16 protein-coding genes, 1 tRNA gene and 1 rRNA gene are annotated in these 14,934 nt (G+C 73.3%); 9 read left to right on the top strand and 9 right to left on the bottom strand.

What is annotated here, in order from left to right; genetic code table 11:
- Positions 1–129: 129 nt before the first annotated feature.
- Both D1781_RS15680 and D1781_RS15675 read right to left on the bottom strand, forming a co-directional pair.
- On the bottom strand, positions 130–1,095 hold the full coding sequence (locus D1781_RS15680) for an acetylxylan esterase (protein ID WP_119483442.1): 966 nt from the start codon (positions 1,093–1,095) through the stop codon (positions 130–132).
- Positions 1,096–1,132: 37 nt separating this feature from the next.
- The gene (locus D1781_RS15675; RefSeq protein ID WP_119483440.1) at positions 1,133–2,437 is read right to left on the bottom strand and encodes an ABC transporter substrate-binding protein; all 1,305 of its coding nucleotides are present in this window, start codon (positions 2,435–2,437) and stop codon (positions 1,133–1,135) included.
- A 161-nt stretch (positions 2,438–2,598) separates the two neighbouring features.
- Here D1781_RS15675 and D1781_RS15670 point away from each other — a divergent pair, with 161 nt between their 5' ends.
- The gene (locus D1781_RS15670) at positions 2,599–3,639 is read left to right on the top strand and encodes a LacI family DNA-binding transcriptional regulator (protein WP_119483438.1); all 1,041 of its coding nucleotides are present in this window, start codon (positions 2,599–2,601) and stop codon (positions 3,637–3,639) included.
- A gap of 4 nt (positions 3,640–3,643) precedes the next feature.
- On the opposite strand, the gene D1781_RS15665 is transcribed toward D1781_RS15670, so the two are convergent.
- The 4 genes from D1781_RS15665 to D1781_RS15650 all read right to left on the bottom strand — a co-directional run bounded on the left by D1781_RS15665 (position 3,644) and on the right by D1781_RS15650 (position 7,227).
- Positions 3,644–5,005 (bottom strand): protein kinase domain-containing protein, encoded by a 1,362-nt coding sequence (locus tag D1781_RS15665; RefSeq protein ID WP_119483437.1) that lies wholly within the window; start codon positions 5,003–5,005, stop codon positions 3,644–3,646.
- A gap of 91 nt (positions 5,006–5,096) precedes the next feature.
- Positions 5,097–6,041 (bottom strand): hypothetical protein, encoded by a 945-nt coding sequence (locus tag D1781_RS15660; protein WP_119483435.1) that lies wholly within the window; start codon positions 6,039–6,041, stop codon positions 5,097–5,099.
- A gap of 68 nt (positions 6,042–6,109) precedes the next feature.
- Complete coding sequence (locus D1781_RS15655) at positions 6,110–6,391, bottom strand: hypothetical protein (protein ID WP_119483433.1); 282 nt, start codon at positions 6,389–6,391, stop codon at positions 6,110–6,112.
- Positions 6,392–6,426: 35 nt separating this feature from the next.
- Positions 6,427–7,227, bottom strand: coding sequence for an inositol monophosphatase family protein (locus D1781_RS15650; RefSeq protein WP_119483431.1), 801 nt, complete (start codon positions 7,225–7,227; stop codon positions 6,427–6,429).
- A 137-nt stretch (positions 7,228–7,364) separates the two neighbouring features.
- Here D1781_RS15650 and D1781_RS15645 point away from each other — a divergent pair, with 137 nt between their 5' ends.
- Complete coding sequence (locus D1781_RS15645) at positions 7,365–8,753, top strand: S1C family serine protease (RefSeq protein WP_147392124.1); 1,389 nt, start codon at positions 7,365–7,367, stop codon at positions 8,751–8,753.
- Positions 8,753–8,962: a hypothetical protein gene (locus D1781_RS15640; RefSeq protein WP_119483428.1), complete on the top strand. Its 210-nt coding sequence runs from the start codon at positions 8,753–8,755 to the stop codon at positions 8,960–8,962. The genes D1781_RS15645 and D1781_RS15640 overlap by 1 nt, the downstream gene beginning before the upstream one ends.
- A 28-nt stretch (positions 8,963–8,990) precedes the next feature.
- On the opposite strand, the gene D1781_RS15635 is transcribed toward D1781_RS15640, so the two are convergent.
- The gene (locus D1781_RS15635) at positions 8,991–10,010 is read right to left on the bottom strand and encodes a hypothetical protein (protein WP_119483426.1); all 1,020 of its coding nucleotides are present in this window, start codon (positions 10,008–10,010) and stop codon (positions 8,991–8,993) included.
- Between the two features lie 217 nt (positions 10,011–10,227).
- Between D1781_RS15635 and D1781_RS17640 the strand changes: the two genes are divergently transcribed.
- Positions 10,228–10,386 carry a hypothetical protein gene (locus D1781_RS17640; protein ID WP_158590134.1) on the top strand — a complete coding sequence of 53 codons (159 nt, stop codon included), beginning with the start codon at positions 10,228–10,230 and terminating at the stop codon, positions 10,384–10,386.
- Between the two features lie 68 nt (positions 10,387–10,454).
- Here D1781_RS17640 and D1781_RS15630 read toward each other — a convergent pair.
- Positions 10,455–10,536, bottom strand: a tRNA-Tyr gene (locus D1781_RS15630).
- A 188-nt stretch (positions 10,537–10,724) separates the two neighbouring features.
- On the opposite strand from D1781_RS15630, the gene D1781_RS15625 reads away from it, so the two are divergent.
- From D1781_RS15625 to D1781_RS15605, 5 genes are all read left to right on the top strand, one after another.
- Positions 10,725–11,213, top strand: coding sequence for a YajQ family cyclic di-GMP-binding protein (locus D1781_RS15625; RefSeq protein WP_119483424.1), 489 nt, complete (start codon positions 10,725–10,727; stop codon positions 11,211–11,213).
- Between the two features lie 60 nt (positions 11,214–11,273).
- Positions 11,274–12,734 carry a cardiolipin synthase gene (gene cls, locus D1781_RS15620; protein ID WP_119483422.1) on the top strand — a complete coding sequence of 487 codons (1,461 nt, stop codon included), beginning with the start codon at positions 11,274–11,276 and terminating at the stop codon, positions 12,732–12,734.
- A 45-nt stretch (positions 12,735–12,779) separates the two neighbouring features.
- Positions 12,780–13,244 (top strand): NUDIX hydrolase, encoded by a 465-nt coding sequence (locus D1781_RS15615; RefSeq protein WP_119483420.1) that lies wholly within the window; start codon positions 12,780–12,782, stop codon positions 13,242–13,244.
- 221 nt (positions 13,245–13,465) lie between these two features.
- Positions 13,466–14,284, top strand: coding sequence for a serine protein kinase RIO (locus D1781_RS15610; RefSeq protein WP_119483418.1), 819 nt, complete (start codon positions 13,466–13,468; stop codon positions 14,282–14,284).
- A gap of 41 nt (positions 14,285–14,325) precedes the next feature.
- Complete coding sequence (locus D1781_RS15605; RefSeq protein ID WP_119483416.1) at positions 14,326–14,577, top strand: hypothetical protein; 252 nt, start codon at positions 14,326–14,328, stop codon at positions 14,575–14,577.
- 217 nt (positions 14,578–14,794) lie between these two features.
- Here the strand turns inward: D1781_RS15605 and D1781_RS15600 are convergent.
- A 23S ribosomal RNA gene (locus D1781_RS15600) occupies positions 14,795–14,934 on the bottom strand; the annotation flags it as partial.

Here is a 14,934-nt window from a genome sequence, read left to right as displayed (position 1 = left end):
CGCGGCGCATCGCTCCGGGGCCCTCCCGGAGGCGCTCCGGTCCTCGAGCCGGAGCCTGCCGACACCGTGTGAACAGTCGACGACGGAAGCGTGCACCGACGCAAGCGGGTGCCCACGACGCCCCCGGCGTCAGGCGAGGTGGCGTCGCAGGAAGTCGAGCTCGCGGGGGAGGTCGTCGAGGCCGCCGCCGTCGTGGCCGTTGTACTGCCAGACCGTCATCTGCTTCTCGCCCGCCCAGGCGTTGTACGCCGCGTAGACGGTGGAGGGCGGCGTGATCTCGTCCATGAGCCCGACCGTGAAGTCGCCCGGCACCGACGCGCGCTGCGCGAGCAGGGACGAGTCGAAGTAGGCGAGGGTCGACAGCGCCTCGTCGGCGCGGCCGCGGTGGATGCGCAGCCAGTCGGTGACCTCGCGGAACGGGTAGGCGTCCGTGATGACGATCGCCCGGGGGAAGTCCGCGAGGAACGGCACGCGCACGAGCGCCGCCTTGACGTGCGGCGAGAAGGCGCTGGCCGCGATCGCGAGCGCCCCGCCCTGGCTCCCGCCCTTCACGGCGATCCGGTCGCCGTCGACCTGCTCCAGCTGCCTCGCCGCGTCGACGGCCAGCACCGCGTCGGTCATGAGGCGCCGGTAGTAGTAGGTCTCGGGCGAGCCGATGCCGCGGGTCATGACGCCCGGAGCCTGCGCGCCGGTGTCGGGCGCGACGTCCGGGGTGTCCCCCGGGCTCCAGCCCGACCCCTGCCCGCGGGTGTCCATGTGCAGGTGCGCGAACCCGGCGGAGGCGAGCTGCAGCTCGTCGACGGCGTGCCCCCGGCCGCCGCCGTACCCCACGTACTGCACGACCGTCGGCAGCGGCCCCGTCGCGCCCGCGGGGACGCGCAGCCACGCGCGGATCGGCTGCCCCTCGAAGCCCGAGAAGGTCACGTCGAACACGTCGAGGGTCGTCAGCCCGGTGTCCACCGGCACCACGACGGGCGGCGCCGCCTTCGCCCGGGACGCGTCGACGGTGCGGCGCCAGAAGGCGTCGAGGTCGTCCGGGGCGACGGCGGAGGTGCGGAGCGACTGCAGCTCGGCGAGCGGGAGATCCGTGTACACGGCACGAATCATCCCGCCACCGGGCTGGGCGCGACGATCAGCGGGCGATCGCCGCGACCAGCGCCTTCTGCAGGGTCGTCAACGCGTCCTTCGGCGACGTCTTCGCCGCGACCACCGTCTGCGCGAAGTTCGTCATCGGCGTGGTGCTGTCGACCGTCGTGACGTTCGCGAACAGGGCCGCGCCGCCCGGGGCGGCCCAGGTCTTCGCGACCGGCTGCCAGACGTCCACGATCTTCGCCGCGTTCGCGTCGGAGCGGAACTCGGGCGTCTCGGCGATCGACTTCAGCACGGGCAGGCCGACGCCGGTCTTCTGCGTCCACAGCGGGGCCATCGCCTTGTAGTAGTAGGTCAGGAACGCCTCCGATCCCTTCTGGGTCGGGGTGTTCGTGTACATCATGATGTTGTTCGGGAACGACAGCGTCCCCTTCGTGCCGGCCGCGGCGGTCAGCGGCTCGCCCACCACCACGTCGGTCAGCAGCGAGCCGCCGAGGTTGGCCGCGAGGCCCGGGGCCTCGATCTGCATGCCGAACTTGCCGGCCTTCCACTGCGCCTGGGTGTTCGAGGTCGAGTAGCCGGTGCTCTTCGGGTCGGCGTAGCCCTTGCGGACGAGCTCCTGCACGTACTCGATCGCCTGGATGTTGGCGGGGGTGAGGAGGTTCGGCTTCTGCTCCTCGTCGAAGATGCCGCCGCCGTTGTTGATCATCAGGCTGACGATCGCCTGGAACGCGTTCCCCTGCGCCCCGGCGCTCAGGCCGAACCCGTAGACGCCGATCTTCTTCAGCGCGGCGCACGCGTCGAGGTTGGACTGCCAGTCGGTCGGCACGTCCGCCCCGGCCTTCTCGAGCAGGGACTTCGAGTACCAGAGCACCCGCATGTCGAGGTTGTAGGGCACCGCCGCGTAGCCCTTCGGCGTCTTCATCGTGTCGAGGATCCCGGGCAGGAAGTCGTCGTAGATGCCGTTCGACTTCCAGGAGTCGAGCAGGTGGTCCGCGTACGCGATCTTGCCCTGCTTGGCGAACGAGAAGGCCTGCGTGCCGCTGCCGCTGCTGACCGCCGGCCCGGTGTTGGAGGCGACGGCCGTCGAGAACGTCTGCGTGAAGGCCTGCCACTGCACCGACTGGTACACGGCGTCGGGCAGCTTCCCCGACGGCTTGTACGCCTCGGTGATCTTCTTGTCGAGCGTCGCGAACGCGGGCGCGCCCCAGGGCATGTTCCAGAACTTGATCGGGCCGCTCGCGCCGCCGCCCCCGCTCGAGCACGCCGCCAGGCCGAGCGTCGCGAAGGCGCTCCCGGCGAGTGCGGCGAACGCGCGCCTCGAGATCTGCGTGGTCGTCGTCGACATGCCGCCTCCTCCCGCCAGCGCCTTCGCTGACGATCTCCGCCGACTTGCGCAACAACAGGCCGGACGATGCTTGGTCCACCGATGATGCATGGCGGGATCACCCGGCACAAGGATCCACGCCGCTTCTTCGAGTTGCGCAACTCCACCCCTAGAGTGCTGCCGTGTCCGCACCCCCGCCGGTCGACGACCGCCGCCGCACGCTCGCCGACGTCGCCGCGCTGGCCGGCACGAGCGTGCCCACCGTGTCGAAGGTGCTGCGGGGCGGCACGGACGTCTCCGCGGCGACCAGGAGCGCGGTCATGGAGGCCGTGCGCGAGACGGGGTACGTCCCCCGCCCCGGCCGGCCCGCGCGCGGCCTCGAGCCCGCGATGGTCGACTTCGTGCTGAGCGACGTGCACGGCAGCTGGGTGCACCAGGCCCTCGGCGGCGTCGAGGAGGCCGCCACGGCGATGGACCACGACGTCGTGCTGACGATCGCGCGCCGCGACGGGGCATGGGTGCAGCGGGTCCTGCGGCGCAGCTCGGCCGGTGCGGTGATCGCGCTCGTCGACCCCACGCCCGCGCAGCTCGACGTGCTCCATGCCGCGGGCCGGCGCTTCGTGCTGATGGACCCGATGAGCCGGCCGCCCGAGCACGCGGCCAGCGTCGGGGTGACCAACTGGGAGGGCGGGCGGTCCGCCGCCGAGCACCTGATCGGGCTGGGCCATCGCCGGTTCGCCGCGATCGGCGGCGGCCGCACGCACCGCTACAGCCAGGCCCGCATCGACGGCTTCCGGTCGGGCCTCGCGTCGACCCCGGGCGCGGCCCTGGTCGACGTCGGCTACGCGGACTGGCGCCGCGAGGACGCCGCCGCGGTCGCCGAGCCGATGCTCGCGCGCGCCGACCGGCCGACCGCCGTCTTCTGCTGCAGCGACCTCACGGCAATCGGCGTGTACGACGCGGCGCACCGGGTCGGCCTCCGGGTGCCGGACGACCTCAGCGTGATCGGCTTCGACGACCTGCCCGAGGCGACCTGGGCGGCGCCGCCGCTGACGACGGTGCGGCAGCCGATCGCGGACCTGGGCGCGGCCGCGGTGCGGATGCTCCTCCGGCTCGCACGCCAGGACGAGGGCGCGCAGCCGCCGCACGAGGAGCTGTCGACGCGCTTCGTCGTCCGCGCATCGACCGCGCCGCCCGCCGCCTCAGCGGTGCCGCTGCGCTGACGGGTCAGCGGTCGAAGAGGACGCGCCGGCCGAGCAGGCGGAGGTCGAGCTCGCGCATCGTCACCGCGGCGAGGTCGGCGAGATCCGCCGTCTCCTCCTCCGTGAACGTCCGCACGCGCCGGTCGAGCGCCGCGATCGCCCCGATGGTGTGCCCGTCGAAGGTGGTCAGCGGCGCCGCCGCGTACGCGCGCAGCTGCGGGTCGGCCTCGAGCAGGGGGTGGCCGTCGGCGCGCTCGTCCGCCGTCAGGTCGGGGGCGGTCCAGCCGGTCCCGGAGGTCACGGTCTCCGCGGCGAACGAGGCGTTCCGCGGCACCTGCGCGAGCTCGAGCCCGCGGTGGGACAGGAACCACTCGCGGTCGCCGTCGACGATCGAGACCAGCACGAGCGGCACGTCGAGCAGGCGTCGGGCGAGGCGCACGATCCGCTCGACGGCCTCGTCGGTCCGGGTGTCGAGCACGCTGACCCGCCGCACGGCCGCGAGCCGCTCGGGCTCGGCGTCCGTCAGCACGTCCGGGTCCACCCGACGCGCCTCGACGAGCCCGGCGACGAACGCGTCCTGCAGTGCCACGGAGGCCTCGGCGGCGGTGGGCCGATCGGCGGGGTCACGGGCCGTCATCGCCGCGAGCGCCCGCGCGAGCACCTCGGGCACCGAGTCGGGGATCTCGGGGTCGCGGTCGAGGCGGGCGAGGGCCGACTCGTCGACGCCGCCCGGGAAGACGACCGCGCCCGTGACCGCCTCGAGCAGCACGAGCCCGAGGGCGTAGACGTCCCAGGCGGGCGTCGGGTCCTGCCCGAGCACCTGCTCGGGGGCGAGGTAGGCGGCGGTGCCGGTCGTGAACTCCCCCTCGGCCGCGCCGCCGATGATCGTGGCGATGCCGAAGTCGGTCAGCTTCCCGCGGATGCGGGAGGAGGGGCCCCGCCGGGCGAGGAGCACGTTCGCCGGCTTGATGTCCCGGTGGAGGAAGCCCGCGTCGTGGACGGCTTCGAGGCCCTGCGCCAGGTCGGACCCGAGCGTCGCGGTCTGGCCCGGGGTCAGCGGCCCCTCGCGCAGCCGGCGGCGCAGGTCGGTGCCGGCCACGCGCTCCATCACGAGGAAGATGCGGGGGCCCTCGGGGTCGCTGGTGTCGACGCCCGCGTCGAACAGCGTCGTCAGCGCGAAGTGGTCGAGACCGGCGACGAGGCGCGCCTCCGCCTCCTGCAGGCGGACCTCCTCGGGCGACGTCGCGGTCGCCGTGAAGAGCTTCAGCGCCACCTTCCGCCCGAGCAGCGGGTCCTGGGCCTCGTAGACGGTCGCGCGGCCGCCGCGGCCGATCACCTCGCCGATGCGGTACCGGCCCGCGACGGCGGGCGGTTCGGTTCGGGGCATCGAGCGGTCCTCGGACGGTGCGGCACCGGACGGGTGGTCCCGGCTCCAGCATCGTCACACATCCGCGGAGCCGACCTCCGCGCCGGACGGGTCAGGCCGGGGCGCCTGCGTACTGCAGCTCGGCGCTCGCGAGCAGCGCGAGGTCCCGCAGGATCTCGGGATCGAACTCGTCCTCGCAGCGGGGCTCCCGGTCGAAGACGGACAGCGTGCCCATCGCGGAGCCGTCGGCGAGCTCGAGCGGGTGCGCGGCGAAGAAGCGCACGCCGCCGCCCGGGCGGACGTCGCGCGCGGGTCCGGCGTCGGCGAGCGTGTCGAGGACGACGAGCGGGCGGACGGCGGCGGCGCGGACGCACGCCTGGTCGGTGAGCGCGGGGCCCACGGCGGCGAGCGTGCGCGTGCGGCCGCCGACGAGCACCGCGATCGCGGCGGACCCGACGAGCAGGGCCGAGGAGGCGATGGCGGCGATGCGCTGCAGGTGCTCGGCGACGCTGTCGTGCACGACGGGCTCGACGGGAGCGATCGCGGGGCGGTCGAGCACGCCGAGCAGCGCGGCGCCCACTCGGTCGGCGACGAGGCCGGCGGGGCACTCGCCCGGCCGCGGCGCGATCCGGATCTCGTCCCAGCCGATGACCGAGCCGACGGCGACCGTGGTGGCCGGGCCGCTGCAGATGGCGCCGTCGGACACGCCGAGCACGCGGGTGACCCGGGCGATCCGCTCGATGACGCGCTGCACGCGCGCGGAGAGCGGCGAGCCGCCGAGATCCGGGAGCAGCACCACGGCGTCGTAGGCCGCCATGTTCCAGGCCCCGCCGAACGAGCCGAGGAGCTTGAGGACCCTGCCCACGCCGCAGACCACGTCGAGCTCGATGCCGCGACGCGTGGAGAGCCAGAGCCGGTCGAGCAGGCGGACGGGCGCGCGGTGCTCATCGGCCGAGCCCGTCGCCTCGAGCCAGGTGCGACCGGCGAGGAGGAGGATGCGCGCGCCGTCCGGGCCGGGGCGCGTGAGCCGCGCCGCGGTCAGATCCGTCGTCGACACCCGCCTCCTCCTTCCCGTCCGAGCGGACGCACCATGCTGCAGGGCGGACCCTGCGCGAGCGCTGCGGGTCAGGCGGGCGGGCGGTCGTCCGAGCGGCCGGGGAGCCGCGGCATGTGGATCTCGCCGGGATCCACGTCGACGTCGCCGTCGTCCGTGTAGTCGCCCGTGCCGGGCAGCAGCCGGATCGCCGACCGGTCGATGTCCGGGTCCTGCAGGGCCGGGCTGTCGTCCTGGTCGTCCTGCAGCTCCTCCGTCTCGCGCTCGCTGGAGGGGCTGTAGTCGGTGTCGTACCGCTCCGACGGGTCGGCCTCGGGGTCGGACTGGATCGGATCCTCCGGGTGCTTCCTCATCGCGCCGACAGTAGGGCCGCCGGCTCGGAGCGCGCTCAGGCGCCGAGCTCCCGGAGCGAGGCGAGCAGCTCGTCGACGACGTCGGCCTGGCCGGCGATGGTCATGCGGTGGTTCGCCGCCGGAGAGTCGAGGCCGCGGACGACGCCGCCCGCCTCGCGCACGAGCAGGGCGCCGGCCGCCTGGTCCCACGGGTTCAGGCCCTGCTCGAAGTAGGCGTCGATGCGACCCGCGGCGACGTAGGCGAGGTCGATCGCCGCGCCGCCCGCGCGCCGCAGGTCCCGCACGCGCGCGAGCAGCGGCTGCGCGACCCGCGCCTGATTCGTGCGGATCTCCTGCGTGTAGTGGAAGCCGGTGGCGACCAGCGCGCGGTTCAGCGGGACCGCCTCCCGCACCTGCAGCCGCCGGTCCCCCACGAAGGCGCCCCCGCCCGCGGAGGCGGTGTAGAGCTCGCCGAGCTGCGGCGCGGCGACCGCGCCGGCGAGCGCCGTCCAGGTCTCCGGGTCCGGGTCGCCCTCGACGACCGCGATCGACACCGACCAGTTCGGCAGGTCGTAGAGGTAGTTGACCGTGCCGTCGATGGGGTCGACCACCCAGGTGAGCCCGCTCGTGCCGGCCTCGCCGCCGGACTCCTCGCCGAGGAAGCCGTCTGCCGGCCGGAGCGCCGCGAGGCGGCCGCGGATCAGGTCCTCGGTCGCGCGGTCCGCCGCCGTGACGATGTCGATGGGCGACGACTTCGTGGCCGCGACCTCCACGCCCTCCCGCCGGAGCCGGGCGGCGAGCGCGCCGGCCTCCTCCGCCACGGAGCGGGCGATCTCGAGCAGTTCCTCGTGAGCCATGCGGCAAGCCTGCCGTACCCGCTTCCGCGCCGCCGGGCAGGGCGACCACCGCTTCATAGGGTCCTCCCAGCGGACTCCAGCGGGACGCATGGCGGGCGCAGGAGGCGCTCTTCGGAGGGAGGCGTTGCATGGGGTCCGTGAACGACCAGAACCCCTTCGACGTCGCGCCCGACGACGAGCGTCGTCCTGCGGCGGACGCCGCGCACCCCGAGGCTCCCAGCGCGGACGCGACCGCGCCCCTCCCGACCGGGCCGACCGCCGCAGCCGCGGACGCCCCCGTCGCGGACACGGCCGCATCGGACGGCACCGAGCAGGCCCGCCGCAAGCACCACCGGTTCGCGGCGCTCGGCATCGCCGCCGCCGTGATCTTCACGGCGGGCGCCGGAGGCGGAGCAGTCGCGTCGCTCGCGCTCGCGCGCAGCACCACCGCGACGAGCGCCGACGGCGGCTCGGGCTTCTCCTCCGGCCAGGGCGGGACGGGCGCGCAGGGCGGCACGAACGGCTCGCAGGGCTTCGGCGGTCAGGGCTTCGGCGGCTCGCAGGGCGGCTTCGGCCGGTTCGGGCAGGGCTCGCAGGGCGGTCAGAGCGGCCAGGGCTCGTCCGGATCCTCCGACAGCGGCTCGACCACCGCGACGGCCGCCCAGGTGAAGGGTCTCGTCACGATCGTCTCGCAGCTGGGCTACGAGAGCGGGGAGGCGGCCGGCACCGGGATCATCCTCACGTCGAACGGGCGCATCCTGACGAACAACCACGTGATCGACGGCTCCACCGCGATCGAGGTCACGGACGAGTCGACGGGGCGCAGCTACGCGGCGAAGGTCGTGGGCACGAACGCGACGAAGGACGTCGCGGTGCTGCAGCTCGAGGACGCCTCCGGCTTGACTCCTGCGGACATCGCGACGAGCGACCCGTCGGTCGGCGACGGGGTGACCGCGGTGGGCAACGCGAACGGCACCGGGACGCTGAGCGCGGCGACGGGCGAGGTCAGCGCGCTCGGGCAGACCATCACCACCTCCAGCGAGGGCTCCGCGCAGGGCGAGACGCTGCACGACCTCATCGAGATCAGCGCCGACGTCGTCTCCGGCGACTCGGGCGGCGCGGTGGAGAACGAGGACGGCGACGTCGTGGGCGTGACGACGGCGGCGTCCTCCGGCTCCGCCGACGTGACGGGCTACGCGATCCCGATCGACGCGGCGCTCGGCATCGCGCGGCAGATCGTCGCCGGCGACGACACGAGCGAGATCACGATCGGCCTGCCCGCCTTCCTCGGCGTCTCGCTCGACCCGACCGAGACCGACCGCGCGGTGGTCGGCGAGGTGCTCTCGGGCACCGCCGCCGCGGACACCGCCCTCGCGAAGGGCGACGTGATCACGAAGGTGGACGGCACGACGATCTCGGCGAGCGACGCGCTGTCCGCCGCGATCAAGCAGCACGCGCCGAGCGATCGGGTGACGATCACCTGGACCGACGCCGACGGCGGCAGCCGGACCGCGACGGTGACGCTGACCGCGGGACCGGCGGACTGATGACGAGCGACCCCAGGACCTGGGCGGCGGAGCACTCCGCCGCCCTCGTCGGGCTCCCCTCGGCCGCCGCCGAGCAGGAGGTGGAGGACGCGGGGCTCCGCCCCCGCATCGCGGGACCGGACGTGGTGCTGACCCTCGAGTACCGGCCGGACCGCATCACCCTCGTCACCGACCGGGCCGGTCTGGTGACGGAGGTCGTCCCGGGCTGACCTCGCGCCTCGTGCACCGCTCCGCGGCTCATGCGACGCCGCGCGGCGTCACACGAGCCGCTCCGCGTCGCACGACGAAGCTCGGGCGCGCACCTCGAGCGAGCGCGGCGTAGTCGGCGAGCGTCGCGCGCGGCACCGACGGCTCCACGCCCACGCGCTGCAGGACGCGGCGGAGGAGGTCAGGCCGCCGTGACTCCGCCCAGCCCCAGCGCGCGAGGCCGGCCACCCGCGTCCGGACCTCGTCCTCGCGTCGCTTCTCCTTCACCACCGCCCGGCCCGCACCCGCCGGAGCGAGCCGCGGGTCGAGGTACTTCACGTCGCCGTCGGCCTCGCCGCCGACCCGGACCTGCGCGAACAGGAAGTCGAGGAACACCTCGCTGCCGTCGTCGAGCACGAGCCGGTGCTGGAGGCGTGGAGGCGCGATCCCGAGCCGCAGCATCAGCGCGCGACTGCCCGACTCGGCCGCGGACTCCCCGCCGGGGTGGGCGAAGGCGACGACCTCTCGGATCCGCCGGGCGGCCCGCCGCGGTGCCACCAGGTCGTGCGCCGCCTCGAGCTCCTCGCGCACCGTCCCCAGGCGCAACGCGGCGTCGGCGGCCATCACGCCCTCGTCGAAGGGTGCGCCGCCGGCGATGTCGACGACCGTCCGGGCGATCGAGGTGACGAGGATCCCGCCGATCCGGACCACCTCCGGCGCGGTCACGGGCAGCAGGTGCGCCGTCACGCCCTCCTGCCCGCGCTCACGGCGATCGCCGACGGCCGTGTGCACCGAGGCGAGGCGCGCTCGGAGCACCGGCAGGCCGTGCGCCACGGCCGCGGAGAAGGCGGAGAACACCACGGGGCCGCGGGCGACCGCCGCGAAGGCGCGCATCCGCACGAGGTGCTGGTCCTCGGGCGTCATCGCGGCGAACGCCTCCCGCTCGACGTAGGCCCCCTGCCGCAGTCGCACCAGCAGCCCGCGTCCGACGTCCCGGGTCAGCTCCCGTCGCTCGCCGCCGCCGTGCGAGCCCTCGCGGACGACGATGATCTCGAGCTGCCACGGGTTCACGCGGGCATCCTGACGACCTCCCGGCCGTGCCGACGCGCTGCCGCCTGGGGAGGAGTCGATCCCGCTCCCTCCGGTCGGATCGATCCGCTCGTGCGACGCGGAGCGGCTCGTGCGACGCCGCGCGGCGTCGCAGCAGCCGCTCCGGGTTGCACGAGGAGGCGTGCGGCGCACCCGACGGCGCGCACCCCCCAGGGGGCGTTTTGTACACTCCTCCACCGTGACCGACGAGCCGGCCGAGCTGTTCCGCGACCAGCCCGTCTCCTACTCGTACCGGGAGTCGCCGGCCTCCGTCTGGCGCAACCGCGTCGGCGTCACGTCGCTGCTCTTCAGCGTCGCCATGGGGCTCTCGTACCTCCTCGGCCGACCGCGCAGCTGAGGCGCACCCCGCGAACGCCAGCAGCCCCGGTCCTCGCTGCTCGCGTGGACCGGGGCTGCTGTTCGCCGTGGCGGGTGAGGGATTCGAACCCCCGAAGGCTGAGCCGGCTGATTTACAGTCAGATCCCTTTGGCCGCTTGGGTAACCCGCCTGGCTGCTCGGGCCAGCCTGTGCAGGCTGGCCCGAGGCGCCTGACGAGGATACCCGTCGCCGGAGCGCGCGCGAAACCACGCGTCCAGGGCGCGCAGCGCGTGCACCCCGAGGCGGCCGTGCGTGCCGACGCCCGGGCGCCGGACCGGCCCAGTCGCTCGGGCGGCGGGCCTCCTAGAATCGCGGCCCATGGCCGATAGCTCGTTCGACGTCGTCAGCAAGGTGGACCAGATGGAGGCGGACAACGCCGCCAACCAGGCCCGCAAGGAGATCGACCAGCGCTACGACTTCAAGGGCGTCGGCGCCTCGCTCGAGCTGAAGGGCGAGCAGTTCCTGCTCAGGGCCTCGAGCGAGGAGCGGGTGAAGGCCGTGCTCGACGTGCTCGAGTCGAAGCTCATCAAGCGCGGGATCTCGCTGAAGTCGCTCGACGTGGGCGAGCCCTTCCCCTCCGGCAAGGAGTTCCGGATCGAGGCGAAGCTGAAGAACGGCATCGACAGCGACAACGCCAAGAAGGTCACGAAGCTCATCCGCGACGAGGGCCCGAAGAGCGTCAAGGCGCAGATCCAGGGCGACGAGGTCCGGGTGCAGTCGAAGAGCCGCGACGACCTGCAGGCGACGATCGCCCTGCTGAAGGGCGCGGACCTCGACCTCGACCTGCAGTTCGTGAACTTCCGCTGACCCGCCCGAGCCCCCGTTCTCGGGCTCGGGCGGCCTTCAGGGCGCCAATACACTCGCAGCATGGGTGCCGGTCTGTCGCTGGCGCTGCCCTACGTGATCGTCGCCGTCGACATCGCGATCCGGGTGCTCGCGGTGGTCTTCGTGCCGAAGAACCGCCGACCGGCGACCGCGACGGCCTGGCTGCTCGCGATCTTCTTCATCCCGTACGCGGGCGTGATCGCGTTCCTGCTGTTCGGCAGCACGAAGCTGCCGCGGCGCCGCCGGCGGAAGCAGCAGCAGATCAACCGGTACGTGATGAACGCGACGGAGGGGATCCGGCTCGCGGAGGAGCTGCCCGAGTGGCCGCCCTGGTTCGCCTCCCTGACGGCGCTCAACCGCCGGCTCGGCGCGATGCCCCTGCTCGGCGGCAACACGGCCCGGCTCTTCGGCGACTACGACCGCTCGATCCACGAGATGGCGGCGGCGGTCCGCACGGCGGAGCACTTCGTGCACGTGGAGTTCTACATCCTGTCGGCGGACGCGACGACGGCGGTCTTCTTCGACGCGCTCGAGGACGCGGTGCGCCGCGGCGTGAAGGTGCGGGTGCTGCTCGACCACATCGCGTCGCTCCGCGTGCGCGGCTACCGCCGCACGCTGCGCCGGCTGAAGACGATGGGCGCCGAGTGGCATCTGCTGCTGCCCGTGCAGCCGTGGCGCGGCCGCTACCAGCGCCCGGACCTCCGCAACCACCGCAAGGTGCTCGTCGTCGACGGCCGCATCGGCTTCATGGGTTCGCAGAACATGATCGATCGCAGCTACGACCGCTGGACGAACCGCCGCCGCGGTCTGCAGTGGAAGGACCTGATGGTCCGGCTCGAGGGCCCGGTCGTCGCCGAGCTGAACACGATCTTCCTGTCCGACTGGTTCTCGGAGACCGACGAGCTGCTCGAGCGGGAGGCGCGGCAGTCCGTCGCCCCCGTGGGCGACGAGGATCTCGACTGCCAGATCGTGCCGAGCGGGCCGGGCTTCGAGGGCGAGAACAACCTGCGGCTGTTCAACGGCCTCATCTACGCCGCGCAGCGCCGCATCGTGCTCGTGAGCCCGTACTTCGTCCCCGACGACTCGATGCTCTACGCCGTCACGACCGCGGCGCAGCGGGGCGTGGAGGTCGAGCTGTTCGTCAGCGAGATCGGCGACCAGGCGGTCGTCTTCCACGCGCAGCGCAGCTACTACGAGACGCTGCTCAAGGCCGGCGTCGTGATCTGGATGTACCGGAAGCCGACGATCCTCCACGCGAAGCACTTCACGATCGACGACGACGTCGCCGTGGTCGGCTCCAGCAACCTCGACATGCGCTCGTTCACCCTCAACCTCGAGGTGTCGATGATGGTCCGCGGCAGACCGTTCGTGCAGGACCTCCACCAGATCGAGGAGGGGTACCGCCGTGCCGCCCGGCGACTCACGCTCGACGAGTGGGAGACGCGGCCGCTGCGCTCGTCCGTGCTCGACAACGTCGCCCGGCTGACCGCCTCCCTGCAGTAGCCGCGGAGCCCGCCGAGGCGCCGACGGCGCCCGTACCGTGGAGCCGTGAAGACGCCGCCGCGCCCCGTGGTCCGGAACGCCGCCCGGGTGCTGCTGCTCGACCCCGACGGCCGCGTGCTGCTCGTGCGCGGCGGGGACCCCGCCGATCCGGAGGCCGGCACCTGGTGGCTGACGCCCGGCGGCGGGCTGGAGCCGGGCGAGGACGCGAGGACGGCCGCGCTGCGGGAGGCGTTCGAGGAGACCGGGCACCGCGTCGAGCGGCTGACCGGCCCGGTCGCCCGCAGGTCCTCCGTGTTCCCCTTCGACGGCCGGCTGATCGAGCAGCGGGAGCAGTACTTCACCGCCCGAGTCCCCGCGTTCGAGCCGACGACGGCGGGATGGACCGAGCTCGAGCAGCGGGCCCTGAGCGGGTTCCGCTGGTGGACTCTCGCGGAGCTCCGGGCGACCGAGGAGACGGTGTTCCCGGAACGCCTCGCCGACATGGTGTCGGAGGCGCTGCAGTCGTCCTGAGGCGCCTGGTGGTCTCGAGGCCCGCTGCGCTCGCACCTCGACCAGCGAGGAGGGGTCGACCCGCGGGGACGTGCGGAGCTATGGTGAGCCCGATCCCGAGAGACGGAAGGAGCGTGAGCACGATGGCTGTCCCTTTCGCGCGCCCCCACGCCCCCGTCCTTCCCGAGGTCGCCGCCTGAACTGAACCGTGGCGGCCTCCCGTTCTCCGGAGACCACCACCCATGACGTTCGACGCGTTCGCGCTCGACGGGCAGCTGCCCGACTACGAGCCCGACGACGACCAGCGCTGGTCCACCTGGGCCGCCGCCACCCCCACCGAGCGAGGACCGCGGCCCTGGCCGGACTGGCTCGAGACCTCCTCCGCCGCGCTCGACACTGAGCTCGGCATCGTGAAGTCCGGGAAGGAGGCGGACCTCTTCCTGATCGAGCGGGCCGTCCCCGGGACGCCCGGCAGCCTGCTGGCCGCCAAGCGGTACCGGGGCAGCGACCACCGCGAGTTCCACCGCTCCTCCGCGTACGAGGAGGGCAGACGGATGCGGAACACCCGCGACGCGCGCGCCGTGGCGCGGAAGTCGTCCTACGGCCGCGAGGTCGCCGCTGGGCACTGGGCGATCGCCGAGTTCGACGCCCTGTGCCGGGCCTGGAACGCCGGCGTGCCCGTGCAGTACCCGGTGCAGATCAGCGGCACCGAGGTGGTGATGGGATTCATCGGCGACGGCCGCGAAGCGGCGCCCCGGCTCGCCCAGACCCGCTTGCGCGGCGCCGACCTGGAGGATCTGTTCGCCCAGGTCCGCGCCATCCTCTCCGCCTTCGCCCGCGGGGGCTTCGCCCACGGGGACCTGTCGGCGTACAACCTCCTCGTCCATAACGGACGAGTCGTCGTGATCGACCTGCCGCAGATCGTCGACCTCGTCGCGAACCCGCTCGGAGCGGACTTCCTGCACCGCGACGTCGTGAACGTGTGCGACTGGTTCCGCGGACGCGGCCTGACCGCGGACCGGGAGGAGGTGTTCGGCGCGGTGCTCGCCGAGGCGTGGTGATTCGAAGCGCGCCCGCAGGCCGACGGCCCTACGGTCCGGACATGGCATCCAGATCGCTCAGAGTCGAGTTCCTGCCCACCGATTCCGTCGCCGGCGTCCGCACCGAGGACCCGCGCGCGGAGGTCCACGACGTGTCCCTGCCCGACGACGTCGACGGGGTCCCCGAGCTGCTCGAGAACCCGCACGTCGACTTCCCCGGCACCTGGCGCCTCGTCGGCGACGGCGTCGAGGGCGCGCACCGCTACCAGCGGGTCGACCGCCTCGGCGAGGACTCGAGCACGAGGGCCGGCTGAGCACGCAGAAATGCGAAGAGGGGGAGGCCTGCCCGCAATCGCTTGCGGGCTGGCCTCCCCCTCCCNTTTCCCTCTCGCTATGGCCGCCGAAACACTATGGATGTTCCGTCGATCCCCTGGCCACCGAGTGCTCGGTGGCGGGGTCCCGACCGTCCATCGGGAACCACATAGTGGACGCGAGCAACAGCACTCATGCTCCAACCCTGGGGGTTGGGGTGTTGTCAAGTCATCGGCTTATTAGTACCGGTCAGCTGCACAGGTCTTTCGTCCCTGCTTCCACATCCGGCCTATCAACCCAGTCGTCTACTGGGAGCCTCTCACCCTCAAGGGGCATGGAAGTCTCATCTTGAAGACGGC

The organism is Amnibacterium setariae (assembly GCF_003581425.1).
Taxonomy (GTDB): domain Bacteria; phylum Actinomycetota; class Actinomycetes; order Actinomycetales; family Microbacteriaceae; genus Amnibacterium; species Amnibacterium setariae.
The sequence above is the reverse complement of the archived record's forward strand: the minus strand, read 5'-3'. Positions and strand labels throughout refer to the sequence as shown.

Coding starts and splice junctions, on each gene's coding strand:
- D1781_RS15675 (WP_119483440.1), bottom strand. CDS start 2,437: ATGTCGACGACGACCACGCAGATCTCGAGGCGCGCGTTCGCCGCACTC.
- D1781_RS15665 (WP_119483437.1), bottom strand. CDS start 5,005: ATGCCCCGAACCGAACCGCCCGCCGTCGCGGGCCGGTACCGCATCGGC.
- D1781_RS15655 (WP_119483433.1), bottom strand. CDS start 6,391: ATGAGGAAGCACCCGGAGGATCCGATCCAGTCCGACCCCGAGGCCGAC.
- D1781_RS15650 (WP_119483431.1), bottom strand. CDS start 7,227: ATGGCTCACGAGGAACTGCTCGAGATCGCCCGCTCCGTGGCGGAGGAG.
- D1781_RS15640 (WP_119483428.1), top strand. CDS start 8,753: ATGACGAGCGACCCCAGGACCTGGGCGGCGGAGCACTCCGCCGCCCTC.
- D1781_RS15625 (WP_119483424.1), top strand. CDS start 10,725: ATGGCCGATAGCTCGTTCGACGTCGTCAGCAAGGTGGACCAGATGGAG.
- cls (WP_119483422.1), top strand. CDS start 11,274: ATGGGTGCCGGTCTGTCGCTGGCGCTGCCCTACGTGATCGTCGCCGTC.
- D1781_RS15610 (WP_119483418.1), top strand. CDS start 13,466: ATGACGTTCGACGCGTTCGCGCTCGACGGGCAGCTGCCCGACTACGAG.
- D1781_RS15605 (WP_119483416.1), top strand. CDS start 14,326: ATGGCATCCAGATCGCTCAGAGTCGAGTTCCTGCCCACCGATTCCGTC.